This is a genomic window from Sphingomonas faeni, assembly GCF_003053745.1.
GTDB lineage: Bacteria > Pseudomonadota > Alphaproteobacteria > Sphingomonadales > Sphingomonadaceae > Sphingomonas > Sphingomonas faeni.
In genome coordinates this window covers 18422-43551 of sequence record NZ_QAYE01000012.1, presented here as the reverse complement: position 1 = coordinate 43551, position 25130 = coordinate 18422, and the positions used below count along the sequence as shown (strand labels likewise).

Here is a 25130-nt window from a genome sequence, read left to right as displayed (position 1 = left end):
CCCTGCCTCTACCCAGCGCGGACCCAACCGTTGCCGACGCGGACGATTGATGTGGGTCCATTAGGAGCGGGCACCATAAAATGCAGTCGGTCGCCAGGCGCGAATGGCAGTCGCCCTCCGTCCCGCGGAAGCGTGTCACAGTACATCACTGTATTGAGCCCGATCCGGTGCGGGAATTTCCACGCCCCGGCATTGAGATATCCTGCTCTGTCACCGAGTATCGTTGCAGCGTTCAAAGGACTACGAGCGCTACAATCGTCAATGTCGTGAATATACAACGTTAAGTCACGGATGGCCTTGACCTGCATCTCAGCGTTAATTCCCTCCTCGCCCGCAAGAAAGACGCCCCCAATGAACCGACAAGGGACGTTGCCATACGATCCTGCTGAAAAGAGATAATGACGACCACCAATGAAGCACATGGACTGGTTTGCGCGGATTGTCAGTCCCAGAGTACCCGGTGTAATTTCAACCATCGCCGAAAGGCCGCTAGCATCTGATCCGTCCAGGATGTTGCCTTCAAAGATCCCGCCGGTGGCTGGAAGCGATGCAAGCCTGCTGTTCGGATTGCCGACTGGCGGATTGGATATCGTGTTCCCGCGAACGATCCAGTGGTGGTACAAAGGGGACAGGCTGATCATCGCTCCTGGATTGCGCGTTTTAGAGATCTTCCCGTCAGCCATTCGTCCGTCAATAACATTGTTAGCAATGACCCCGCCCCGTGCGACGGCGTGGTCGAGGATGTTTATACAGGCCACCGCTCCCCCGTTCGCGCCGGTCATGACATTGCCGGTGATCGACCAGTCGCTGGCGCATTCCTCGACAGCGATCATTGCGGGGACGATCGCGCCGGTTTCGTTGCTGATTGTGTTGTTGGCGACCACAGCGCCGACACACGTTCGTCCGTTGATCGCAATCGCGGCGTCCGTGGCGTTGATGATGATGTTGTTACTGATAAGCGAATTTCGCCCTCTAGCGAATACGGCGCCGCTACAGTCGCGAAAGCGGCAACCCAGGACGCTTAAATAGGGAGCATCGCCTAGGGCCCATATGCAGGTACCCTTGCGGTTGCCGATGAAAAGACAGTCCCGGATCATGGTGTAGGGGGCAGTGGTCCAAATGAACCCATTTTCCACTGCGCTACCTACTGGCGCGCCGCTCGCATCGAATGTCACTCCCTCAATCGACACGTCACGGCCTGTCACGAACAGTAAGCGCATATGCGAATACTCGGCATTGGCATCGGCGTTGATTTGGAAGTCCGAAGCGACGCGGATCTTGCCTCCACCGCTGATCGATACGCCATCCGCCGAGAGTAGAAGCCGTTTCCGGATCAGATAATCACGGCCTTGGGTTAAACGAATGCTGTTGCCTGTATCTAGCGCGGCCTGCAGCGCTGCCGTATCGTCGGTCACGCCATCGCCGATTGCGCCAAACTGTTCGGGGGACGCGCCAAGATCGGCGAGTTCCTGGACCATGGTTCGTGGGACGGCCCCTTTGCTTGACCGAAGAAAACGTCCTTCCGGATCGATTGTACCTCCGACGCTGGGCGAATCTCGCCGTGAGCTGGCATATAACGTGCCTGCAGCAGCGGGGACTATGGCGACTCCTGCCAGCGTACTCAGTGTTGCTCGACGGGTCATTCCCTCGCCGATATCGTTCTGGCTGTCAGCTGGATACAGGCGATCCTTCCGATCATCGTGCGTCATCGGCTAAGCGTCCTTGTCCAACCATCAGGCACCCCCCCTAGGGGAATTCTTAGGTGATTTCACCGTTTGTGACACACGCTTCGTTTGGGCTCCGCTGCGGGCATCGCGTTTGGCCATCCGCGCAAGCAACGGCATATCCTCCATATCCCGTCTCCCTTTTGAAGCGGAACAAGGCAAATCTACCAGCAAGCGCGCGTATAGCGCCCTTCGAAGAGTTTCTCCTTGCACGTTCAGTCCGTCAAACCGAATCTGGGGAAAAAGCCAATTCAAGTCTCGAAATGCAAACCTAATTGGTTAGTCTAACACATAAGTATTATCTGGTAACCGACCATCAAAGTTTACAAGCCAAAATTATGGAAGTGTGATATTAAAAATATATTAAGCTATAATATACGTATATCATTAGGTCTAAAGGTATCTGTTATAGGTAGATAATAACGAGATAATATTCGTCGTTTGCTTTAAGTCGAAACTAAATTACGTATGGTTTTATACTGAAGGGGGTAACAGAAAAAAATATCAACGTGTGTAAGGTTAAAACCTTAGCGTGGCGATCGATATCTACAAAATTTGATTTGTTGACACGTGAATATCTCTAATCGAGCACTGCTTGCTTATTGCAGGGTAAGGCGGTATCCGGCGTCCGGCGCGGCAATGACGTTCGCGGTTGCCATGAGCGTGATATTGTGTCTGACATCTGCCCCGAGCCGAAAAAGGCGTTCGCTACCCCTCGCGGAGGCGGCGATGCGACAAGTCCGCTAGCCGGTCAGAAGGTCTTGCTGATTGGGATAGGCTTTTACGATTACGAAGCCGCGATCGCAAATGAGTTTCGACACTTAGGCGCTCAAGTGCATGTAGAAGATGAGCGTCCCCCCGCCTTACGTAATAAATTGGCACCGTTGCGTCGCAAGGTGTTGCCGATGTCGGCCGGTGAGCAGTCGCGATATTTGAGCCAGCTGCTTGAGCGCTCATCTCAACGGGGGCCGTTCGACTACATCCTTATAATCAAGGGTGAACTGCTTGATGCGGCGTTTATCGGAGCCCTAAGGGCGGCACAGCCGAATGCGCGGATAATCTCGTACCAGTGGGACTCGATGGAGCGCTATCCCGAACTGGTTGAGCGTCAAGCACTGTTTGACCGAGTTCTGACCTTTGATCACGCCGATAACGCGCGCTACCCAAATTTTGTCCTTCGTCCGACCTTCTTTCGTCCAGAGATTGTCGATGCCACGCAAGCGGCAACGGCCGTACCGCCTGTTGATTTCTGCTTTGTCGGCTGGCTGCACCATGACCGGCTACAGCAGGTCGAAATTCTCCGCCGGCAAATCCGCGAGCTAGGGCTGTCATCGTTTTTCTATCTGTTTACCGGCCTGAGGACGGCTCTTGAACTCAAGCTGGCCGGGCGGGGAGAGGATGTATTTTGGCGTCCGCTGCCATTCTCACGTTATGCCGAACAGATTGCGGCCTGCAGGATCATCATCGACCTTCCCCATCCGCAGCAGACCGGGCTGACGATGCGCGCCCTCGAAGCGGTCGGCACCGGCAAGAAGATGGTTACGACCTCGAGGGATGTTGCTCTCTACGATTTTTATAGCCCCGAGCAATTTTCGATCATTGATGCGCAAAATCCGCGGATCGATCCGACGTTCCTCGCCGCATCGCTGCCGGCGCTTCCACCGGAGTTGGTAGACGGCTATAGCCTCCGCTCATGGGCCCTCGACATTTTGGGGATCACTGCACCACGCCCTTTCCTGCGCAAGCGGTAAGGGGGTTGCTCCGATATCGTCGATGGCATTGTGCTACGGGGTAGAACGGACGACCTCTATTTGCGCGGCTTTGAACAGCCGCTACGGGGTGTCGCAATCGCCCGATACCGGGTGAAAAAGGTCGGTCGATGTTACGATTAATGTCATTGCTAGCCATGGGGCTGATCGTCGAGATGGTGTTCTTCGGACCGCTCGGCCTGCTTCTCGCTGGCGTTCCCGTTCGCAAGGTTCTTATCGGCGCGCTTGTGGTGTCATCGATAGTTCAGATGCTGGTGCGTAAAGCGGAGGGCAACTGGCAGGTCTGGCTACTGATTTCGATAATCCTATTTCTGCTAATCTGGGGATTTGTCGTCCCCCTGAGCAACAATATCGACTTGCGAATGTCGGTCGCCGAAATTCAACCATTTGTAGCGGTTTTACTTGTATTTCCGTTCTACTATCTATTTGCCGAGTATGGTCCGAAGCCGTATCTCAATATTCTAGTTATATCCACTGCGGTCATGGCAGTAATTGTCATATTCCTGTGGTTGTGCACTAATGTTCTCGGTCTAACTGGCATTGGTATTACAGCGCGAAACTTCTATACTGGATTGAACGATAGCGATATCGGTGTCTACATTGGGCCGATGCCGGATGGTTCATTCCGCATCATGCTTATCAATTTCGTACTGTTCCCAATTATGATGAGCTATCATAATTGGGATAAGCCTAATATACCATGGTCAGCCTTCTACGCCGTGGCAATTTTCGCGACTGGCACACGTGCCTTTCTAGGTGTTGGGGCAATAATAATTGGCGTCGCGTTGCTGCGCAAGCGGCCAGTCCTAGCGGTTCCTGTGGTTGCCGCGCTTGCGGGCTTTGCATCAATATACATATTGAACCATCAAGATTTGCACATCTTCGATTTCAGTAGCGATTTTACGTCGTCGTCAGCGCGCTACGTCCAGTTCTTTTCACTTATGAATCTGTTTTGGAGGTTTCCGATATTTGGTGCCGGATTTGGTGCCAGTGCCGGTGTCGTTAGGTCGTTTGATGCTCCTTACAGCTATGAACTGACGTATGTGGCATTACTTGCAAAAATTGGCATAGTTGGTGCGTTAATTCTCGGTGGAGCTTTGACGGCATGGATCGGAAGATCGATGCGCGCTAGTCCTAACTGGGTGAGTATCGCTGTGCTGGTCATATCTGTTGTGTTGATGACAGCGACCAATCCGTATCTTATCAATCTGGTCGGTATGTCGATCGTTGCTTTCATGGTCGCGATCGGGGTCTGGGCTAACAGACCGGTGTCGGCGTTGGCAGCCCCGGTCCATCAATATGAAAATGAAGTGTAATCATGGCCAAGGTGTTGGTACTGCTGTCCACTTGGAACGGCATGAAATTCTTGGAAGAGCAGATTCAATCCTTGCTAGCCCAGGATATCGACGGTGAGTTGTCGATACTTGTGCGCGACGATGGATCAACCGACGGGACCGTCGAGTATCTGCGCAGCCTTGGCCCGATCGTCACCGTGATCGAAGGGCGCAACGTCGGTCCCCGTGCCAGTTTCTTTGATCTATTGCGCCTGGCTCGTAACGAAAACGCAGACACATATGCGCTGTGCGATCAGGATGACGTCTGGGATCCGCAAAAGATCCGCCGGGCACAGGCGGAACTCGCCGACGGACGTCCTGGGTTGTATGCTTCTGCTTTGGATCTGGTCGACGAAGCGCTGGTACCGATCCGCACCTATGTCCATCCGGGCGATCGATCGTTCGTAGCGACGTTGATGTGCAATTACGTTACCGGCTGCACGTGCGTATTCAACCGCCCGTTTCTCGAACAGTTACCTTTTCCCAGCGACCCGGAAAAGGTGATCATGCATGACTGGTGGTTGGCGAGTATCGCGACGATCAAGGCTGATATCCGCTATGATCGAAAATCGCTCATAGCCTATCGCCAGCACGCATCAAACCATGTCGGTATCAAGAGCGGCATGGCAGCAACGCTTGCCAAAATTCGCAAGGCCGTCACTTACAAGCCGTCGGTTACGCGGTTCGATCATGCTCGTCAGCTGCGGACCGCGATGCAAGAGCAACTCGACCCTGTCCAACGTCGGACGCTTGAGCGGTTTCTGGCCAGTGAACATTCGCCAATCCGTCGATCTCTATTCGCTTTGCAGCATGTTTCAGCGATCGGCCTGCAGGGTGCGATGCGGTTCGCTGCCTTTGGATAGTGGTCCTGGGGTCATCGTTTTGATGACGGGTAGCTGGCACGCGCTTGCTTACGATCATAGAATGATCCGATCGAGTTGAGGTGCCGTACCACAGCAGGCGTTCTTGCCAATCCGCCTTGTCGCTTCTACCGACCGGGGGGTAATTGCGCAGGCAGACACAGAAACCGAGACGCGCAACTCAATGACGATTTTTAAAAGTATGCGATTAGACCCCGTCACGTACGAGATGCGCGATGCCGGCACACCCGTCCGCCGGCTTCTGCGCTAACGATGTCGGTCCGTCGATCTCTGTCATGGGCATTTGCCTGTCAAATCATGACCTTCATCGTCTCGTTCGGCGGGATGATGATCATCGCTCGGCTATTGTCCCCTGTCGAAGTCGGGATCAATGCCATCGCGGTCGCAGGACTGGGCGTGGTGCAGATTATCGCGACCATGGGGCTAGCGGGATATATCATTCGTGACACCGATCTTCAGCCGGCAACGCTCGACCTAACCTTCAGCGTCAATGGCGTCCTGGCAGTGATCTTGTCAGTCTTGCTCTTGGCACTCAGTATGGTCAGTAAGCCGTTGCTAGGTGATGTCCGTGCGGGCGCTGTGCTACGGATCCTGGCCTTCACTCCACTGATCAATGCGTTTGCATTTCGCGCTTCCGCCATGCTGCAGCGCGAAATGCGCTTTAAGGCGTTTGGCCTCATCACGGCGGGAATGACGATCGTATCAACCTTGCTTACGGTCGGGTTGGCGTGGGTCGGTCAAAGTTACATGAGCGCGGCTTATGGCGGGGTGGGCGGCGCGATATTTGGCGCAATTGCCTTCAATCTTGTAGCACCGCATCACGCATCCTTGCGGATTACGTTCCAGGGATGGCGTGCGGTCGCGCAGTTCGGGTTGCAAATCATGTCGATAAGCGGCTTGGCGACGCTAGCCACGCGATTGTCGGACCTAATCCTCGGCCGTGTTCTGGGCATTGCGGCACTTGGCATTTACTCACGCGCTTCGATGACGAGCAGCATGATTTTCGAGAATGTGTACGGAACCACTACCCGCGTTGCCTTTACGAAATTGGCACGGGACTACCGTGAAACGGGCGAACTGCGGCCGACCTTCCTGCGTGCAATCGGATTAATCCTCGCTTTTATGTGGCCGTTGGAGATCGGCCTGGCGATCTTGTCGCCACCAGCCATCTACCTATTCTACGGTGAAAAATGGTTGGATGCAGCGCTGCCGCTATCGCTCTTGCTGATCGCGCAGGCTGTAGTGCTCAGCTATGGTATGAACTGGGAGTTGTTCGTGCTGCGCGATGAAACGGCGCGGCAAAGTCGTCTTGAGTTCATTCGTACCTTTTTCGGCTTTGCGATATTTACCATCGGTTGCCAGTTCGGACTGGCGGGCGCCGCACTTGGCAAGGTCGGCGATGCTTCGGCGGGCTATTTGCTCTATCGAAACCATGTTCGCGCTCTAGCGGAACTGCGTGGGAACGAACTGGGTATCGTGTTTGCCCGGTCCGCGCTTTTGACTGTGATCGCTACTGCTCCTGCGCTGGTATTGATGATAGTCTACCGTTGGGATCCCCGTACGCCGCTCCCGCTGGTCGCTGGTGCTGTGATGTCGGGCATGACGTTATGGTTGATTGCGCTCGTGGCAATGCGTCATCCGCTGGCTGAAGAGGGGGCGAGGATCGCGACACGTATACATCCCAGACTCGGTGCACTGATGCGCCGCGAACAACGATCAGCACAATGAGACTACCTGGCTATATACGGCTTCGTAACGTGACCCGTTTGCTGACTGACGAAGTCAAAGCAAGGCGGCGGGATACGGACCCGCTACGGACCTGGCGCAAGTGGCTGCGTCGTCCAGGCAGTCTGGATGGCCGGGACGTGTGCGTGCTGATGAGTTGGGGCAGGGATCCATCGGTGTCGGAACATGCCTTGATTCTGGCTCGTGGGTGGGCGGCTGCGGGGTTCGCCGTGGTGCTCGTCGTGGCGCGCGACGATCCGAGAACGTTCGATACCGAACAGGACCTGAGTTTTTGCGAAGCGGTATTGCTACGCGCGAACAGCGGGTATGATTTCGGCGCATGGGCAGCAGCGATCCGCGATCTGCCCGAATTGACGAACGCGGGCCTTCTGGCGATCGCCAACGACAGTGTCCTGGGGCCGTTGAACGGATTCACCACAATGATCGACGAAGTGCGCAGACATCCTGCTGCGCTGGTCGGTGCGGTTCGTTCTCTCGAGCAGGGGTCGCATCTGCAAAGCTTTATACTGTTTTTCAAGCCTGCCGCCCTGCGCCATCCTGCGTTTACCCGATTTTGGCGCAAGGTTCGCGACGGCGATCGTGACTGGGCGATACGCCGGTACGAGTTGAGCCTTGAGCGATGGTTCATCCGTTCGGGGGTTACAACCGCAGCCCTGTTTCCGCGTGTCGACCAGACACCGCCCTTTACCAATCCCACACTGGTGAACTGGCGCGCGCTGCTTGCCGACGGCTTCCCTTTCATCAAGTTGCAACTGTTGCGGGATGTGCCCGACGGGATCGACATCAACGGATGGGAAGCAGCCTTGACGATGGCCGGATATGATCCGGCCATCGCCCAGCGGTATCTCACCACCAATCCGCCGCGCATTGCTATCACAGCCCCATAAAAGGCCGTCAGGCTGACACGTAGGACGATCAGAACGCCCTAAGGCTGACCAGTCGGTTCAGAGCTTTACCGGATGCAAAAAGGCTCGGGTAATCTGGCCCGATACTCCGCTGGTCTGCGAGGACGCACGTGCGACCAACGTTAGATATTGCGTAGCGCAACCCATCGGAACGTCAAAATTGCCACGAAACTGACCTTGGGCAGCAGGATCGGCGGGAATGCCAACGCGGCCCAGTTCGCGACCACTGGTACATGCTAGGCGCCAATAGGGGCGAGACGGTTCTGACGGGTCGATACCTGTGCTGGTTCCCTCTATAACGTACCGTCCAGGCGGCAGCATCTGCATCTGCAGAAGCATTGGGCCGCCCATACCTGCCGAAGCCGTAAAGTCGAAAATTCCGCCACGCTGCCCGCGCTGTATCGAAGACGCTATGCTGTTGTCTTGGATCGCTGTCCAATCGAACGGGGAGGGGACGGCGTGATCAGCCTGAAATTGGGGATCGCGAGACATTCGACGATCGGCGTTGCGAGTAGACGCTGCATAAAATGCCCAAGCTTCTTCAACCAAACCTTGCCCGACCAAACGACGTAAAAGCGCGGAGCGCGCGTCATAAGGAATCGGAACACGTGCCTGGTCTAATGCGCGGAACAGCGCGACTGCGTCACGAGCGTTGGGGCCATTACCCGAGATGTAGACGATCCATTGCGGCAACCATAACGGGCGGCTGCTCAATATTTTCACTAGGCCCGCACGGATATTCGGATCACCAATTGCGCCAGCCAGAACAGGAAACAGCAAGTCAGGCATCGCTCGGGAAGTTCGTAACGCGATGTCGTAGTTGCGTAACGTCTCGGGAATATCTTGACGGCCTACCGCGTCCTCGATCGCCCATAAACGCGTACGTACATCGCGACGAGAGAGTGCGTCGGACTGAGCAAATATTCTGCGCGCAGCGGCCGTATCACCGTGGATTTGGGCATTGATACCGAGCGTCGACACGGCAGGAACGGCCGTGGGTTCTTCTCGTAATGCTTCACTGGCGAGGATGTTGGCCTGCCGTCGATCCGTGGCGCTTGCCTCCGGGCCAGACATTTGTTCGGCCAACAAAGCCGTGATCCTGCCATCGCTGGGCGCCAAGGCATGAGCTAATTGGGTCGCGCTCGCGCGTAGAGAATACGCCAAGGTATGGGTGATACTGCCATACGCTAACGCTGCAGCCCCCAAGGCCAATGCGGTACGCACCCCCCATTCGGCACCAGACCGACGGGGGCGCGAGAGTGCCCTTCGTGTCATCCCCGGGCTTCGGTGGTGTCGCGACCATAACCGTAGCCATAGTCATAACCGTAGTGCGACTTTCGCGACTCGAACTTGGTCAGCACGCTGCCAAAAATATGGGCATTGGCGGCCATGAGGCGATTGATCGCAGTCTTGACCTGAGTCGACCGAATGCCGTGCGACTCTACGGCAAACACGACACCTTCGACCTTACCGGCTATCAATGGAGCATCTGCAAGGCCCATGACCGGGGGGCTGTCGAAAACGACGTGATCATAGGTATCAAGCAGGCGGTCGATCAATATCGTCAATCGACTACCCGTCAGTAGCTCAGCTGCATTTGGCGGAATAGGTCCGGCCGACATGGCAGTGAAGCCCAGATCGGACATGAAAAACGTCATGGCCTCTATATTATCCTGACCTGTCAGGAAGTTGCTGAGACCATGATCGTGGGTCACACCGCCGAGGTGATGGATCGAGGGAGATCGCATGTCACCATCGACAAGAATGACCTTCTTCTGCGCTCGTGCCAGCATCGTCGCGATTGCGAGCGCGGTTGTCGACTTGCCTTCCGCGGGCCGCGTCGAAGTCACCGAGAGCGATCTTGGAACCCCATGTTCGGTCGTGAACGCAAGATTGGTCTGTATTGCCAGATAGGCATCAACCATATCCGACTTGCGATCGAGCAATGCCTCCTTCGGCGTTTGTCCACTGACCTTCGGCACGGCCCCGAGCAGAGGCAGCCCCAGGACACGCTCGACCTCGCTCGGATCCGAAATCGCCTCGTCCATCTGCTCAAGTGCGAAGGCGACGCCCGCGCCGATACCGACGCCCGCCAGTAGCGCGATAATCATATTGATAAGCAAATGCGGCGAAGATGGTTGCTGAGGGATATCAGCAGGATCGACGACAGAAATGTTGTTGATCCCAACGCCGCCTGCAACGCCGATTTCCTTGTAGCGCTGCAATAGCCCCTCATACAGAGCGCGGTTGGTATCAACTTCCTGCTGAAAGATATTATACTGGATTGAACGCCGACGTAGGTCGAGATAGCTTCCCTTGAGTTGCTCGACCCGGCTCTTCAGACCGTTTTCCCGTTCGACCGCGCTTCGGTAATCTGCCTCCAAAGAACCGGAAACCCGGCCTTCTTCTGAGGTAATGCTGCGGTCAAGCTGGCTGATCTGAGATTGAATCGCCTTCGCGGCGGGATAGCCAGGCTCGAACTGAGTCATCAGTTTTTGATAGTCAGCAGCCAGTTCGGCGCGACGCTGGCGAAGCGAGTTGATTGCCTGATTGCGCAAAGCCTCTGTTGAGGCGCCCGATCGGCCTGCTGCGCGATACCGGGCTTCGACAGCGATGCGTTCTGCGGTGGATTCGGACAGGGCCGTGTTCAGCGAGGCCAAATCGTCAGCGACGATTGAGCGTTCCGACGTAGTACCATTCGCACCTTGCTGCGATGGCAGATTGATGATCCGTTCACGCGATGCGTAATCGACCAGTTGGCGCTGTGATTGGTCAAGCCGTTCCTTCTGCTGTCCCAGTTGGCGTTCTAGCAGGTTGCGGCCATATGATGTCGCCTGAAGCTTGCGCTCCAGGTTGATCTGAATAAATGCATCAGCCCAAGCGTTGGTAACGCTGGCGGAGAACAATGCGCTGGGGCTCGTGAATCGGATATCAACAAGCCGCGACAGATGGGTCGGGGAAATTGTAACATGCTTACGTAGAATCTCGCCCGCAACTCGGCGTCGCTCGACACGACCCGCTGCGGGATAGCGGTTGTTGACCAGAGCGAATGCCGGGTCATCGTCCGTATACCCGAACCGCTCGTAAAATGCCGGATCGTCAATTAACCGTAATTGAGTGGCAACACGCTCCGACAGTGATCGTGACTCCAGTAGGCTATACTGCGTCTGGTAGAATTCTTGATCGGCAACGCTTGTCTCGCGTTCAACGCTCTGAATATTGGTAACTTGGCTCGACTCTCGCAAAATCTCGATCGTCGTGCTCGCCGTGAATTTTGGCGTCATGAGCAAGGTCACGACCAAGCCCAAAAGTAGGAACCCGGCGGTGATACCCAATATCACATACCGCCAACGCATGGCGATCCGCAGGTAATGGCGAATTGCTGTCACGTCTGATCCCGACGTAGACGCAGCTGTGGCGGGTATCACACCGACACGCGAATTTGGAATGACCAGGCTCATAGCGTCAAGCTTTACTGTAAGATTGCGATAAGAGGGGCAGCCAGCAACGGTGCCACCGATACGAAATCGCGGAACATTCGACGTTGCGGTGAGTCCCCGACGACGATGACGTCGTTTGCGAATACGGGAGGATCGTCATAAGCACCGCGGCGGATATCTTCGATGTTGTACAGGCCTGCCATTCGGCGGTTCCCCACAGTACGCAAGATAACGATATCCTCCTGCCGCGCGAATTCGGTCAACCCCTTGGCTGATGCGACAACACGCAACAACGTCATCTGGTTGGTTACTGGGTACAGCCCAGGCTCGACGACCTGACCGTCGATTGTCACGACTTGGCTGACCGAGCTTTTGATATTGACTGTTACGGCAGGATTACGGACATAGTGTCCGCGCAGCGCCGTTTCGATTGATCGCGACAATTCTTCGGCGGTCTTGCCACGCGCGTCGATCGTACCGGCCAACGGCATGGCGATCCTGCCGCTCGAGTCGACCTGCATCTCGCGGTCGAGATCCGGCACGTTGAATACGCTGACCTCGATCGTGTCGAGCGGACCAATCAGCGCTGGGCGATCAGCCGCAGTAAGGTCCCCACGGTTTGGTGGGGGCAGCGCCTTTTGGCCGTCGATCACCGTTAGGCGCGATGTCGATTGGAGTGGTTCGTGGCCAGCGCATCCGGCCAAGGCGCCTGCTAAGAGAACGGCGATACAGAACTTGCGCATGCGCTTGGGGAAATCCGCAAAAAGGGTAGTTAAGTGTCGCCTATAGGGACTGGCCTGCGTCCGGTAAAGCCGACTGCGTTGGTGTTACCGTTCCGCGAGCTAGCCAGGCGGCAGCGACGACCAAAATGGCCATAATTATCGGCGTTCGTGCTGGGTAATCAAAGACGCTAGCGACAAACACCAACAATATGATCGCCGATCCCAGACGCGGGAGGATGTTGTCCGCGCCGCTTGCGCGCCAAGCACGGACACTTGCCGCTACCCACCATGCCATGGCTGCCATGAGCAGGAGCAACGCGGGCAGTCCGCCATCGAGTATGATCTCAAGGAAGTCGTTGTGCGCGTGATTGAAGTAGGTGAGTTTTAGCAAATTGAAGGGTTCGTGGATCCGGAAAATCGGGTCGAATCCGCCGAAGCCGCTGCCGGCGGGGAAATAGGTCTTTACCATGGAAACGACTGTCGGCAGCGCCCGGACGCGCATGTCCTGGTCTCCCTCAATCGTGACCGCGCGATCGATGGACACGGCCCGATTGCTTGCGACGCTGATGAAAACGAAGGTGGATATCGTAGCGACCACGGCCACCAGAAGCGCCGGTAGCACCCACCGGGGCGTATGCCGCAACTCTCGTTGCAACGGACGTAGCGCTAGCAAGATTCCTATGGCGATCGCCAGCACCCCGAGTAACATGCCAGCGCGCGAACCGCTGGCGAGAATGGTGAGCGCGAACAGCAGTATCATACCGATCGCCAGCAGGCCGCGCCATTGTGCTCGCCGCCCGTCGCGGAACGCCCACGCCGGCGCCAAGAGGCAACCGATCGCCATCAGCAAAGCGAAATGGTTGCGGTTCGCAAGGTTGCCACTCACCTCGCCCGGCGTGGCATTTATGAGGGGGTTGAAAAACCGCATGCCTGAAAATTGCATCAGTCCGATCAGCGCCGACCCAATAACGAGTGCGAACAGGATCGTCGTCAGACGAGAGCGCTCGGATTGTTTCAGACCTGCTACCAGTGCGAGTGCCGCGATCGGGACAATCATCGACGACGCCGCGTTCCCTGTTGCACCGGGCGTCATCGACCAGGGGCGCCATGGCTGAGCCTCGCCGAGCGCAATGCTCGCTGATACCAGATCGCGGTGCGGAAGTGCCTGCCAGATTGCTGGGGGCAGGGGTACGAGCTGCAGCAGGACGAGTATCAACGCAACCATCAGGAGCAAGCCGACCGGGCGTAGGTCTCGTGCGATCGGTCGTTTACCGAACAAAATGAGTGCGATTACGGCAAGCCACGCGGCTACACGCACCACGGTTTGTCCGAGCGCATCCGCTCGCGAAGCCCCGCCCGCTAGCCAAAGTATGAAAAGCAGCGAAAGAAGCAACGCGAACGATAAGCTCGGCTTAAATCTGAACGGTAAACGATGACGTGATAGCATAGAGCCGCCTATTAGATAATCATGTCGCCAGCGAACCTGAAGCAGTGCAACTGCCCAGACTATTAAGCAAACTGGTCAAGCGTGTTCTGATTGATACGATCCCTGTCCCTATCAACAGCCCATCCCCACTTGGAGAAATATTGTGATAGGCTGACCAATGCGTATCGCATCCGTTTGAACGACGGCCGGGACTGACTACGGTATTCGTGAATTACACTCTCATCAGGATTAAATAGAGTTTTGGCAACGCCGTGTATTCGTCGTGAAAGGTCAAGATCTTCGGCGTATAGAAAGTATCGCTCGTCAAAATATCCAACCGCGTCAAGTACGGAGCGCCGGCAGATCATAAAGCATCCAGACAAAAACGGAAATTGTGCGACACTATCATAATTCCAGTTATGGAATTCGTAGCGTTCATTCTTTGCCTTGGCCCACTGCGTCTTGAAGAGAAGGCGGCGAGCGACTAGATCAGTGGGATCAGGCAGCAGTCGACATAGCCGTTGCAATGATCCGTCGGGATAGCGGACTTTCGGCATCGCCAGTCCGGCGTCAGGATGGGTGTCCATGAAAGCAACCATGCCGGCAATCACGTCATTCTGCGTCTGCAGGTCAGTGTTCATGACCAGATTATACCGGCATTTGCCTTTGCTGGCGGCGAGCGCAATATTATGGCCTCGACCATAACCGATATTCTTATGCGTTGCGACGACGGTTGCCCCCATCGTTTCTGCAAACTTTAGATCAAGTGGTGGGCAGCTGTTATCGATTATTACAACGTGCGTCGAAGCTCGGCTCGACTGGACCTGTGTGATGGCTCGGACGATTTCATCGCGGTCATTGTCGAACAGGACAAACGATACGCAAACGTCGAGGTCTTTTGGCATAGCCTGCTCGATGTGAGCGACGAGGCGACTGAACTTAGTCAACTGAAATCTTCCCGTATCATTCCGCCATAATCCATGCGCACCATCGCCATAAGGTAAAGTGCGCCTGCCCCGATAGCGTAAAAACACCGTGTCGTTGGTGGCGGGCGGGATCGCGATCGTTGCGGGAACGCCGTCGCCTGGCTACGACGCGTCATGGCGACAGTAGCAATTACGGGTATCACAGGACTGGCGGGGGGGCATGTCGGACGTGCGCTGCGCGCGGCAGGCCACGTCGTCGTCGGCATTAGCCGTCGGCAATCGGTCAAATGGGAGGGGCAGGCGACCTGCGTGGTCTCGGATCTGACCGATCCAAAAGCGCTAACCGCTGCCTTGCAGGGATGTGACGCTGTCCTGCATTTCGCCGATCGTGCTGACCGGCGGACCTATAGCGACGCTGACATCGACACTGCTGCCCGGATACTGAGTGCGATCCGAGAAGCCGCCGCCATAAACGGTGTGCGCCGTATCATCGCGGCCAGTTCGGTTTATGCCGAGCGCAACGATCGACCCGACGACCTCTATGGGCGGTCAAAACGCGCTATGGAGGCGGTTGGGCTGGCCAAAGAGCCCGGTGCTGCTGCGCTTGTGCTGCGTTTGCCGCCACTTCACGGTGCCGGTGCGAAGGGTGCAGTGCGGCATATCGCGCGCGCGGTTGGTAACGGATGGCCACTACCCTTCGGGCTTGCCCGTACGCCGCGCCGGTTCCTTTCGCTTGATGCGCTGGCTGATCTGTGTCTGCATCTGGTCGAACTGGAGGAGGGTGCTTTCACCCGAGCGACCGGTCAGATCTGGGTTCCGGTCAACGTTAATCAGGGCAGCCTCTCAGCGCTGGCCCGTGCGCTTGGGAACGGGCGCGATACCCGGCTTGTGCCAATTCCCGGTATAGACCGTCTGCTGGGGGGACGGGTGTCGCCAGGTCAGCTCGAACGAGATCGGGATGCTTTGCTGGCCGCTGTAGGATGGCAAGCGCGCGACTAAGGCCGTGCCACTCTATCTGAGATCAGCGACTGGCGGCATCGCCGCGCCCACCGCCCACGGCGGTGCGTGCTAGAAGGTGCAGATCGCGAGTGAACGACCATTTGCGTAAATAGTCAGCGTCGGTTTCCGCCAAGCGTTCAGGCGTTGACATGTCCAGTCCCTGCACTTGCGAAACGCCAGTAATGCCCGGCGACAAACGATCGACACCGTGCCGGTGGCGTTCGTTGGCAAGTGTGGTCTGGCTAGGCAAGCCAGGGCGCGGTCCCACAAAGCTCATTTCGCCGCGCAGCACGTTCCACAGCTGTGGAAGCTCGTCGAGCTTGGTCCGCCTGAGGAGCGCCCCGGTGCGTGTGATACTGCCATGCGTGGTTTCATGCGATGGGCGGTCTCCGGTGCCGATCCGCATCGTACGCAACTTCACGAGGCGGAACGGGCGTCCGTCCCGACCAAGGCGCAGCTGAACGAAGAACGGATTGGCACGATCATCCAGCCAGATTAATAGCGCGGCAACCGTGCATGCCGCCACCGCCGGCAGTGCCAGGAGTAGTGCTAGCACCAGGTCGAAAAGACGCTTTCCAATGCTGTTAACCGGGTCATTTTGCATGGCGCGTCCGTACCGGGAAAGCCTCTGGCTGGTCAAGCGACGCTGCGGACGGTACAGGCACCATCGCAATATTCCAGTTCAAAAGAAAGACCTTCGTTTACATGCGACTGGTTAACGTATCGCAGATTTTGATTGGCCTTCCCCGGTGGGCCAAGCGTACGATCATTCTCTCGATCGATGCGAGCCTGTGCGTGCTCGCCGTCTGGGTCGCCTATTTCCTGCGGTTGAGCGAGTGGACCCCGCTTTATGGTCCGGCAGCATGGCCTGTCATTGGTTCACTGGTACTGGCCTTACCGATATTCACAGTTCTAGGGATATATCGGCCGGTATTCCGCCACGCGGAGAGTTCGGGGTTCAATCAGATCCTGCTTGCGTCGCTTGTCTATGCCGTGGCATATTTCACGGTATTTACCGCTTGGAGCGTGCCGGGGGTGCCACGTACTATCGGTACGCTGCAGCCCATATTGCTATTCGTATTCATGGTTCTTGCGCGCATCGGCGCGCGCTATTTGTTGCGCGAATTGATCGATCGCGGTGACGGTGTGCGTGTGCTGCCGCGGGTCCTGATCTACGGCGCGGGCGTGTCCGGGCGTCAGCTCGCTGCAGCCATCGCCAGTCGTCGAGAAATGAAAGTCGCGGGATTTCTCGACGATAGCCGGGAGCTTCAAGGGGCATCTGTCAACGGAATCCGCATCTATGCGCCAGACAAGGTTGTCGAGCTGGCCAACAAGCTGATGATAGACGAGGTCCTTCTCGCTATCCCGTCTGCCACGCAGCAGCGCCGCAATGCGGTTCTTTCCGTCCTGCGCTCGCTCCATGTCAGGGTGCGGACACTCCCCGATATCATTGAACTCGCGTTAAGCGACCTGCCGAATGGCAGCATCACCAATTTGGACGTGAACGATCTGCTGGGCCGTGACGTGGTTGTACCTGCCACCAGCGTTATGCGTCAGCATCTGACGGAACAAACTATCCTTGTAACCGGAGCGGGCGGTTCGATCGGTTCCGAAATTTGTCGCCAGATCATTGCAACCCGGCCGAGCAAGCTGTTGCTTCTGGATAGCAATGAGTTTGCTCTGTACGCGATTCACCGCGAGCTTGAGCTCGCGCTGTCGTCGCCAAAAATGCAAGATGCCGGCTCATCGACCGACCTCGTTCCCCTGTTGGGATCGGTGCAAGATGAACACCGTGTTGGAGAAATACTTGCGTGCTGGCGACCTACGCACGTGTACCATGCAGCAGCTTACAAGCATGTACCGCTAGTAGAGCATAATCCGGTCCAAGGTGTGGCGAACAATGTGTTCGGGACAATGAATGTCGCAGAGCAATGTGTGCGCCACCGTATCCCGCATTTTGTCCTTGTCAGCACAGACAAAGCGGTTCGGCCTACCAATATCATGGGCGCGACCAAGCGCCTTGCAGAGATGGTGCTGCAAGCACTGGCGCAGGAAGACAACGCCACCTGCCTGTCAATGGTACGGTTCGGCAATGTGTTAGGTTCGTCGGGATCGGTTGTGCCCCTGTTTCGGCAGCAGATCGTGACCGGAGGTCCGGTAACCATCACGGATGAACGTATTACGCGGTTCTTCATGACGATACCCGAGGCCGCGGCGCTCGTCATTCAGGCTGGCGCGATGGCAACCGGCGGTGACGTATTTGTTCTCGATATGGGCGAGCCCGTGCGAATTGTGGATTTAGCGCGCAACATGATTGAATTGTCGGGGTTGAGCGTACGGGATCATAACAATCCATTCGGCGACATCGAGTTGCGCTTCGTTGGGCTACGGCCCGGTGAAAAGCTGTATGAGGAGTTGCTGATCGAGGATGCCCCACTGGTTACCAGTCATCCGCGTATCCGCAAGGCCGTGGAGGGTTTCTTGCCGCCCACCGAATTGCGTATGCAGTTGGATAAACTGCGAGTGGCGGTCGCGAACCGGCAGCCTGACCGTGTCCGAGAAATTTTGCGTGAGACGGTCAAGGAATTCAGTCCAAATTCCGAAGTCGTCGACTATGTATACAGCGAGATGCAAAGTCAACGTTTACTTGCGGCGGAGTGACTGCTCACGTTTGGCTAATTTTCTAAAATTATTGCTGATCCTGCGTCCGTCAATATATATGTAAGGACAATGATGCGTTTCCGGTTACTAGTCACGGTGCTTGCAATGGTTGTAACGCAGACTGTGGAAGCGCAGGACTTGCGCTCGTCGTCTGGGTCGTCCGGTGACCAAACCGAGGTGCCGCGAGCGCCCGTCGCACTTACACCCGAGACACTTCCTGGCCAGACGGCTACTTCCACGGCTGGACAAGCCGGTCGACGGCAGAGTCGCGACGAGCTCGGCCAGGAGGCAGGTATTGCTCCGATGGCGCGAATTGGCGGACGAGTGCAGAACCGCGCTGAGACCCGTATTCGTAACCGGATCGATCGCTATTACGACCCACAGGCGAATACCGTCTCGCCGTTCGCAGTTGCTGGTGATCAGGCGCGAACGGCCGGGAGTCGCTCTCGCTAATTGCTTGATATTCTGCGTGTCCCTACTGGGATGTGACGTTCCAGTCTAACCTTTCGCAGCGTATGGGTGAGTGGTAACTCGATACGCCGTCGGTGTATCGCCAAAGTATGCAAACTATTACGTTGCGTGGTTTTTAGGCGACGCAGAGGCTATCAATCCGGAACTGCAGGCCGGCGCGATCGCCCGATCGCCCGATCGCCAGCTTTCGCCACTGCATCGAGACCTGCACCAGGAGACGGCTGCGGCCGTCGTCAACGCGACGACGGCGATCAGTGACCGGAGCGTGTTCCTCAAAGCCGGTGGGGCGCAGATGCCGCGCGAGATAGGTGTGCGGACTGAGATGTATTGCATCGCCGCTCCTGGGAATGCTGGCTTGTTGCCGTCCAGAACGGGGACCGCTTCAATTATCTCGATCCGGTCGGGGCAGGCGCTTGAAAGCGCTGCCTATGAGCAGGCGATTAAAGGCGACGATGACAAGGTTGGCGAGGAAAAGTGGAAGTCGACCGACGATGGGAGCGGCACCAGCGAGACTGACTGACCGATCACGCAGCGTCGTGGTAAGCGGAACAGGGCTTTGCCTGCCGCGACATTCATCACGCTCGCTGTCTGCTGCTCCTCCGAGTACAGCGAGAGCTCGGCCGTCGAAGGCTCTTCCGCGGGTGGATACCCAGCTACAGACTAAGATGCTGAACGGACCGGAAAGCGGAAGCGAGCCGACGGCTCTTCGAAACATTAAAATGCTAATGGCATGAATAGTGCGCGGGTCAGCGATTGAGCACTCAGAAACAAATGTTGCTTCTGTAAATAAGAGCAGTGGCAAATTTCACGGAGCGGATAGATACAAGCCCTGTGCCAAAAAATGTTTGGAGCTCCTTGCAAGACGCAGAGCTTGCCCGCCGTTATATGGCCGGCGAGTCCGTCGAGAGACTTGCAGTTTTCTTCGGCCGTTCAGTGCCCGGAGTTACTACCCGCGCAAACACGTTGGGGCTAAGACGTCGGAAGCTCAAAGCCGATCCAGCCAACGAAGGTAACGCAGTTTGGGTGATCGGCGCCGCATTGCGTTCGGCGATCCCGGAAGCTGATCAGCCCTTTGCGCAAGATCTACTCGATCAGTTGAAGTGACCACCACCTGCCTTCTACGGCGCAAGTTCCCTCCGCGGTAGCGGCGTTGCTCAAGCGACATAATACCGCACAACCGTTCAGCCGGTTGGCGGAACGAAGCGGCAAAGGCCTACGTGCGACCAACTGAAAAGGCCGGTGTTTAGGTGGCTTGATCGGACCCTACTTTCTGGCGAGAGACACAAGTCCCGACAGTGGGGTGATTACGTCGGGATCGTCATGCAAGGAAAAATTGGTGTGGCCGACAGGGCCCGAAACGAGGAAGTCATTGCGAGTAATGAGGCGCTTTGACGATTGTCAAAGTTGCGGGGGGACGCCGGGGCAGAAGTTCGGCGCACCAGTTTATAACGACCAGAATCCCAAGGCTCCATGTGTGGCGGTCACGGCCAGTGCTGCCTCTGCAAACGGCTACTATCCCACCGAACATCACCGATGGTCCGTGGGATATGCCGCAAAATTATGCGATGACGTAGTTGTCTGCCGCGACGTGATTGACCTCGGACATCCCGAGCCAGGCTTCACCGGTGAACCGGACGGCGTCGCCATGGCCCGGGGTGTCGCTGACAAAAGCAGCCGCAAGGGAAGGTGCTGGCGCTGCCACTTCTACCGGATCTGCTGCAAGAGCAGCCATCGCTGGCGCGGATGTCCCGGCATCGAGCGCTCGCCCCTCTGCGTAGCCGTACATAACGTAATGGCGAGCCAGGGCCTCCCGATCGGTGCCGAATGCTGCGGCCAGATCAGGGTTGGCTGCCGCATACGCGGCCGCATCAAAGGTGGTCGCCCGGTTCTCGCCGGCACCAAACCTGATGAAATGCTGGGCCGCCGACGCCTCGTTCGGGCCATACGTCCGGATGAGATCGTCGTAGGACGCGAGATACGCCCAGCCGTCGAAGGTGACGCTGCGGCCCTCGTTGGCACCGAACCGGATCATGTGACTTGCACCAGCGCTTCCATCGATGCCGTAGGTCGCCCGCAGGTCACTGTACGAAGCGATATAGTCGAGCGCGTTGAACGACAGTGATCGACCTTCGTCAAAGCCGAACCGAAGGAAGTGACTTGCCCCGGCAGCGGCATCGGTCCCGTAGACAGCGCGTAAATCGCTGTAGCCGGCGATGTAGCTCAACGCATCAAAGCTGGCAGTGCTAGAAGTAACAGTCGACCAAGGTTGCGCTGCTGTATCACTGAAATTGCCTCGCTCGACACCAGTGACCTCCGTCGCACCCCGCGCTGTTATTAGGAATGTGCGCTCTCCGGCACTGAGCAGGTGATAATCGGATTGGTATCCACCAAGCATAAGCGTGTCGGTGCCTGCACCGCCGTCGACGCGATCGAAGCCAGCGTCCGGCTTGATTGCGGAAATTCCGGCTACCGTGGCGATAATGTCGTCACCCGCACCGCCCCCAAGCAAATTACGTCCGACATTGCCTAGGATGTAATTATTGCCGTTGTTACCAATTCCATCAATCGCGGCAGTGCCGATCAGCGTTAGGTTTTCCAAGTTGGCCCCTAGCACGTAGCTGATACTTGCCTCGACCGAATCAATGCCATTGCCATCAGCCTCGACGATCTGATCACCCGCATTGTCGACGATATAGAGGTCGTTTCCGGCCCCACCGTCCATGATGTCGGGACCAAGACCACCGTCGAGCAGGTCGTCTCCGGCACCCCCGAACAGCTGGTCCATGCCCGCTCTGCCGAACAATTGATCGTTGCCGCCGCCCATCGAAAACACGTCATCGCCTGCTCCGCCGATGACTGTTTCATTGGCGTCAGTACCGACGACCATCTCTGGATTTACGTCGGTGACGGTAACGGTAAACTGTTGATCGCGGAAAAGTCCGCCTGCGTCCGTGGCTCGCGCCGTGACCGCGACCGTTGGCGTTGCCTCGTAATCGAGTAGGGTCCGGGTGGTAACTTCCCCAGTCGTTCCGTTGATCGCAAAGCGCCCGCCCGCATCGTCGAGCAAGCTGTAGGTAAGAGCGCCACCTTCGGCGTCCTGGCCAGTAACGTTGCCGACCACCGTGCCTGCCGCCAAGTTTTCGGCCACGCTGCTGGCACTGATCGTCAGATTGGTAGGCGCCGTGTTCGCTCGTGGAATGTAAAGTTTGGCCAGTGCTTGATCATGGTCGGTGATGCGACTGCTATCGGGCTGCTCAGCGTTGTAGTGCACCACGTCGAATGCAGCGCCATCAAGCAGGTTGTTCGAGACGATAATGTTGTCAAAAGCCTGTAGATAACCTTCGAATAGATAGGAGTAGCGCTCTTCGACGGGCAGCAGAGTGTACAGATTGGTCAACCTGCCATCATCGGTCAGTCGCGATAGCGCAGTCTCATAATAGTAACCGTTGAAGTCGCCGAGCGTCGCCACATGCACGTTCACATTTGCAGCCTGAAGCGTGTCGATGTAACTCTTAATCGCATTAGCTTGCGCTGTACGCGAGCCGTCGCCAGCTTGGGCGGGGGGCTGATTAGCTCCAAACAGCGTGTCCGACCCACCTCGCGACGTGCTGTGGGCGTTGACCACCGTGACCTCCTCGCCATTGAAGCCAAACGTGGCGACCAGCGGTCGCCGGCTGCCGGTGAACGCCTGATCCTCAATTAGCCGGACACTGCCGTCTACCAGGCTGACCCGGTCAGGATTGTACAGATAGCCGTTGCGGATGTTGCCGCCCGGTTCGCCGCCCGTCGTGTTAGGCCCGGACGGCTCCACTTCGGTATAACGGTAGCGGGGGCCGCCTGCTGCGACGATCGCATCAATAATCGACTGGGCGGTCGCCGTTCCCGACAGGTCCGTGCCGGTCCCCGCGCCATCCGCGTCCTGTATCTCCTGAAGGCCGATCACGTCCGGGTTGCGCAGTGCCTGCGTTACCTCGGTCGCGATCAGCTGAAACTTCTGCGCTCCGTCGCCCGGGTCGGCGTTCTCGACGTTGAAGCTCGCGATCGTCATATGATCGGTGTCGCCAAGGATCGTGCTAGTCTCGCGACTTGGCGCTGGCCGGTCGTTGGTAACGGTGAGCCCCCCGATTGGGTCCAGCTCATAGCTCGCGCTAGTGCCGCCAGTGTTGCCGAAATACGTGAGGATCCCCGTGACATCGCCAAGGACGTCGCCCTGATCGAACGTGCCACCACCCGGCGCGTAAATCTTGATCTTCTCCGGCGCGTTGTCGCCAGCCGAGATCGTAATGCCGAACCGCTCATTGACGCCCGTCGCGCCAATACCCTGGTTGGCCACAACGTAAGTCTGGCCAACGGTGTCCGTCGCCGACACCACCAGGGGGGCGCGCACCGAAACCATCATACCTTCGAGCGACTCATAATAATCGATCCCGTCGGTCGCGGGTTCGTAGCTCTGCAGGCGATCGTCGTCGATGATCTGCGTTGGCGGAGCATAACCACCCGCCTCTGTTGAGATCAGTGTCGCTGCCGGGAGCGCTGCCGCGGCGGTGGTGACGGTGACGCCCGTGGTGCCGGTTAGGCGGGTGATCGTAAGGTTGGCAGCGTTGGCCGTGTATTCGGTAACATTCCCCGTCAGAGTGATGGCGTTGCCCACCGCAACTGTGGGCGAAACACTGCCGGTCGACACGAAGATCGCATCGGAGGTACGGCTATCGCCATCGCCGGTCGCATCCTGAAGATAGTAGCCGCGGTCTGAGCCAGTCGTTCGCAACGCCGTAACGACGCCCGAGGTTTGGACCGTCAAACCCTCGTAGGCGGACCGGTGACCGAGGCCCTGGATGTCATAGATCGCCACCGGCCCGGTGTCGTCGTTGGTGATCGTCACCCGCGCCTGATTGTCGGGAAGCAGAAAGCCCTGCGGACTGGAAAAGTTGACGAAGAAGGATTCGTTCGGCTCGTTGCGCGTGTCACTCAGGATTGCGAGCTGTATCGTCACGGTGGCGACACCAGGATTGAAGGTCACGACCCCGGAGTCCATGCGGTAATCGCTATTTACAAGCGCAGTCCCGTTAGCCGTTGTGTAATTAACAGTCGCCGTTCCCTCGGTGTCAGTGCGCGTCAGTGTCAAAGCCGCAAAACGCGTTCCGCTATTCCCCTCTTCGATCGTAACATCCGAAAAGGTAAGGGTCGGGGCATCGGTGACACCCGCGCGCACATTGAGGTTATCAATGCCGATCTCATCACGATTGCCGCTGCCAGATGAGCCGGTGTGCCCCCAACGCAAATATAGGTAGCCGCTGTCGGCTACCACCACGTCGCTGATCGACACCATAGCCGCGACGTTGGTGAAGCTAGCGGCCACCGTGGTATCAGCGGCACCGGGCGTCGTGAAGGCAGTGGATGAAACCGGCGTAAAGCTGACACCATCGGACGAATAGGACAGCTGTAGGCCGTTGGCCCGCCCACCGCTGTTCCGGTAAGCCCAATCGAAGGCTACTTCGAAGCTCGTGGCAGTGAAGCCGGTCGTGTTCTGGATGCGGGCTTCGATCGCGCCGTTGCCTTCAACAAAGTCGCTGCCAGTTGGCTGAACTACCAGCGCTGCGTTGGCCGATGGGGAATATACGCCTCCGCTAGTCGGGTCTGCCGAGCCGAGGATCACGCCGCGGCCAAAGTCGTTCGCCGGGGCTCCAGCCGCGGGAGAAGTGAAGCCATAGGCTGGAGCGGCGAGGTCGCTCAGCCCCAGGATACGGAACACGTTTGAGTTCAGTCGGCCGCTGGTTGCGCCGGGCGCGAAACCGGTCGCGGTGAACCCATCAAAGTTCGTTGAGTAGAGAAGCTGCGGTCCCTGTGGTGCAACTGCGTTGGTTATCGTGCTGGCGTGCTCGCTATCGGTGAACGCAGTCATCTCTACCCCATTTTATGAATGCGCCATTTGAGAGGTGGCGCCGTTGATCCCGTCATCTAGGAGAAAGATGACACCAGGATGACGGGAGGTTATCAAATTTCATAACCTTTTATAGAGCTTAGCTCCGTCAATTCTGTTTACGCTTGGGCCTATCCACCGAGCTCGTGCTCGCGTCGTCGACGCAACAACAGGTCGAATGCGGGTGATCCTGCCCTCCCCGTCGT

17 protein-coding genes are annotated in these 25130 nt (G+C 57.2%); 9 read left to right on the top strand and 8 right to left on the bottom strand.

Annotated features, from left to right (window positions below):
- Nucleotides 1-8: 8 nt before the first annotated feature.
- A complete protein-coding gene (locus C8J25_RS18315) occupies nucleotides 9-1709 on the bottom strand; it encodes a right-handed parallel beta-helix repeat-containing protein (protein WP_107955799.1) in 1701 nt (566 codons plus the stop codon).
- Between the two features lie 617 nt (nucleotides 1710-2326).
- Here C8J25_RS18315 and C8J25_RS18310 point away from each other — a divergent pair.
- From C8J25_RS18310 to C8J25_RS18290, 5 genes are all read left to right on the top strand, one after another.
- Nucleotides 2327-3475, top strand: a complete 1149-nt coding sequence (locus tag C8J25_RS18310) for a WaaS/CpsH family glycosyltransferase (RefSeq protein WP_146173389.1) — start codon at nucleotides 2327-2329, stop codon at nucleotides 3473-3475.
- Nucleotides 3476-3615: 140 nt separating this feature from the next.
- Nucleotides 3616-4809 carry a hypothetical protein gene (locus C8J25_RS18305; protein ID WP_146173388.1) on the top strand — a complete coding sequence of 398 codons (1194 nt, stop codon included), beginning with the start codon at nucleotides 3616-3618 and terminating at the stop codon, nucleotides 4807-4809.
- 2 nt (nucleotides 4810-4811) lie between these two features.
- Nucleotides 4812-5690 (top strand): glycosyltransferase family 2 protein, encoded by an 879-nt coding sequence (locus tag C8J25_RS18300; protein ID WP_107955796.1) that lies wholly within the window; start codon nucleotides 4812-4814, stop codon nucleotides 5688-5690.
- A gap of 315 nt (nucleotides 5691-6005) precedes the next feature.
- Nucleotides 6006-7436, top strand: coding sequence for an oligosaccharide flippase family protein (locus C8J25_RS18295; RefSeq protein WP_167397762.1), 1431 nt, complete (start codon nucleotides 6006-6008; stop codon nucleotides 7434-7436).
- Nucleotides 7437-7465: 29 nt separating this feature from the next.
- Entirely contained in the window at nucleotides 7466-8341 is an 876-nt protein-coding gene (locus C8J25_RS18290; protein WP_167397761.1) for a rhamnan synthesis F family protein, read from the top strand.
- 57 nt (nucleotides 8342-8398) lie between these two features.
- On the opposite strand, the gene C8J25_RS20395 is transcribed toward C8J25_RS18290, so the two are convergent.
- The 5 genes from C8J25_RS20395 to C8J25_RS18270 all read right to left on the bottom strand — a co-directional run bounded on the left by C8J25_RS20395 (nucleotide 8399) and on the right by C8J25_RS18270 (nucleotide 14894).
- Nucleotides 8399-9445, bottom strand: coding sequence for a hypothetical protein (locus tag C8J25_RS20395; protein WP_146173387.1), 1047 nt, complete (start codon nucleotides 9443-9445; stop codon nucleotides 8399-8401).
- 185 nt (nucleotides 9446-9630) lie between these two features.
- Complete coding sequence (locus C8J25_RS18285) at nucleotides 9631-11748, bottom strand: GumC family protein (RefSeq protein ID WP_244187204.1); 2118 nt, start codon at nucleotides 11746-11748, stop codon at nucleotides 9631-9633.
- 83 nt (nucleotides 11749-11831) lie between these two features.
- Nucleotides 11832-12452, bottom strand: coding sequence for a polysaccharide biosynthesis/export family protein (locus tag C8J25_RS18280; RefSeq protein WP_244187203.1), 621 nt, complete (start codon nucleotides 12450-12452; stop codon nucleotides 11832-11834).
- Nucleotides 12453-12582: 130 nt separating this feature from the next.
- Nucleotides 12583-13746: an O-antigen ligase family protein gene (locus C8J25_RS18275; RefSeq protein ID WP_244187206.1), complete on the bottom strand. Its 1164-nt coding sequence runs from the start codon at nucleotides 13744-13746 to the stop codon at nucleotides 12583-12585.
- Between the two features lie 284 nt (nucleotides 13747-14030).
- On the bottom strand, nucleotides 14031-14894 hold the full coding sequence (locus C8J25_RS18270; RefSeq protein WP_107955791.1) for a glycosyltransferase: 864 nt from the start codon (nucleotides 14892-14894) through the stop codon (nucleotides 14031-14033).
- A 153-nt stretch (nucleotides 14895-15047) separates the two neighbouring features.
- Between C8J25_RS18270 and C8J25_RS18265 the strand changes: the two genes are divergently transcribed.
- Entirely contained in the window at nucleotides 15048-15872 is an 825-nt protein-coding gene (locus C8J25_RS18265) for an NAD-dependent epimerase/dehydratase family protein (RefSeq protein ID WP_107955790.1), read from the top strand.
- Between the two features lie 22 nt (nucleotides 15873-15894).
- On the opposite strand, the gene C8J25_RS18260 is transcribed toward C8J25_RS18265, so the two are convergent.
- Nucleotides 15895-16476: a sugar transferase gene (locus C8J25_RS18260; RefSeq protein WP_107955810.1), complete on the bottom strand. Its 582-nt coding sequence runs from the start codon at nucleotides 16474-16476 to the stop codon at nucleotides 15895-15897.
- Nucleotides 16477-16577: 101 nt separating this feature from the next.
- On the opposite strand from C8J25_RS18260, the gene C8J25_RS18255 reads away from it, so the two are divergent.
- The 3 genes from C8J25_RS18255 to C8J25_RS20390 all read left to right on the top strand — a co-directional run bounded on the left by C8J25_RS18255 (nucleotide 16578) and on the right by C8J25_RS20390 (nucleotide 20108).
- Nucleotides 16578-18533 carry a polysaccharide biosynthesis protein gene (locus C8J25_RS18255; protein ID WP_208622640.1) on the top strand — a complete coding sequence of 652 codons (1956 nt, stop codon included), beginning with the start codon at nucleotides 16578-16580 and terminating at the stop codon, nucleotides 18531-18533.
- A 523-nt stretch (nucleotides 18534-19056) separates the two neighbouring features.
- Nucleotides 19057-19524, top strand: a complete 468-nt coding sequence (locus tag C8J25_RS18250) for a hypothetical protein (protein WP_107955789.1) — start codon at nucleotides 19057-19059, stop codon at nucleotides 19522-19524.
- 275 nt (nucleotides 19525-19799) lie between these two features.
- Nucleotides 19800-20108, top strand: a complete 309-nt coding sequence (locus tag C8J25_RS20390; protein ID WP_146173385.1) for a hypothetical protein — start codon at nucleotides 19800-19802, stop codon at nucleotides 20106-20108.
- Between the two features lie 454 nt (nucleotides 20109-20562).
- Here the strand turns inward: C8J25_RS20390 and C8J25_RS18245 are convergent, their stop codons facing one another.
- Nucleotides 20563-24906 carry a Calx-beta domain-containing protein gene (locus C8J25_RS18245; protein WP_107955788.1) on the bottom strand — a complete coding sequence of 1448 codons (4344 nt, stop codon included), beginning with the start codon at nucleotides 24904-24906 and terminating at the stop codon, nucleotides 20563-20565.
- Nucleotides 24907-25130 lie beyond the last annotated feature (224 nt).

Excerpts from the sequence above, each read along its gene's own strand:
- C8J25_RS18245 (WP_107955788.1), bottom strand. The coding sequence starts at position 24,906 with ATGACTGCGTTCACCGATAGCGAGCACGCCAGCACGATAACCAACGCA.
- C8J25_RS18305 (WP_146173388.1), top strand. The coding sequence starts at position 3,616 with ATGTCATTGCTAGCCATGGGGCTGATCGTCGAGATGGTGTTCTTCGGA.
- C8J25_RS18260 (WP_107955810.1), bottom strand. The coding sequence starts at position 16,476 with ATGCAAAATGACCCGGTTAACAGCATTGGAAAGCGTCTTTTCGACCTG.
- C8J25_RS18265 (WP_107955790.1), top strand. The coding sequence starts at position 15,048 with ATGGCGACAGTAGCAATTACGGGTATCACAGGACTGGCGGGGGGGCAT.
- C8J25_RS18275 (WP_244187206.1), bottom strand. The coding sequence starts at position 13,746 with ATGGTTGCGTTGATACTCGTCCTGCTGCAGCTCGTACCCCTGCCCCCA.
- C8J25_RS18255 (WP_208622640.1), top strand. The coding sequence starts at position 16,578 with ATGCGACTGGTTAACGTATCGCAGATTTTGATTGGCCTTCCCCGGTGG.
- C8J25_RS18315 (WP_107955799.1), bottom strand. The coding sequence starts at position 1,709 with ATGACGCACGATGATCGGAAGGATCGCCTGTATCCAGCTGACAGCCAG.
- C8J25_RS18295 (WP_167397762.1), top strand. The coding sequence starts at position 6,006 with ATGACCTTCATCGTCTCGTTCGGCGGGATGATGATCATCGCTCGGCTA.
- C8J25_RS18300 (WP_107955796.1), top strand. The coding sequence starts at position 4,812 with ATGGCCAAGGTGTTGGTACTGCTGTCCACTTGGAACGGCATGAAATTC.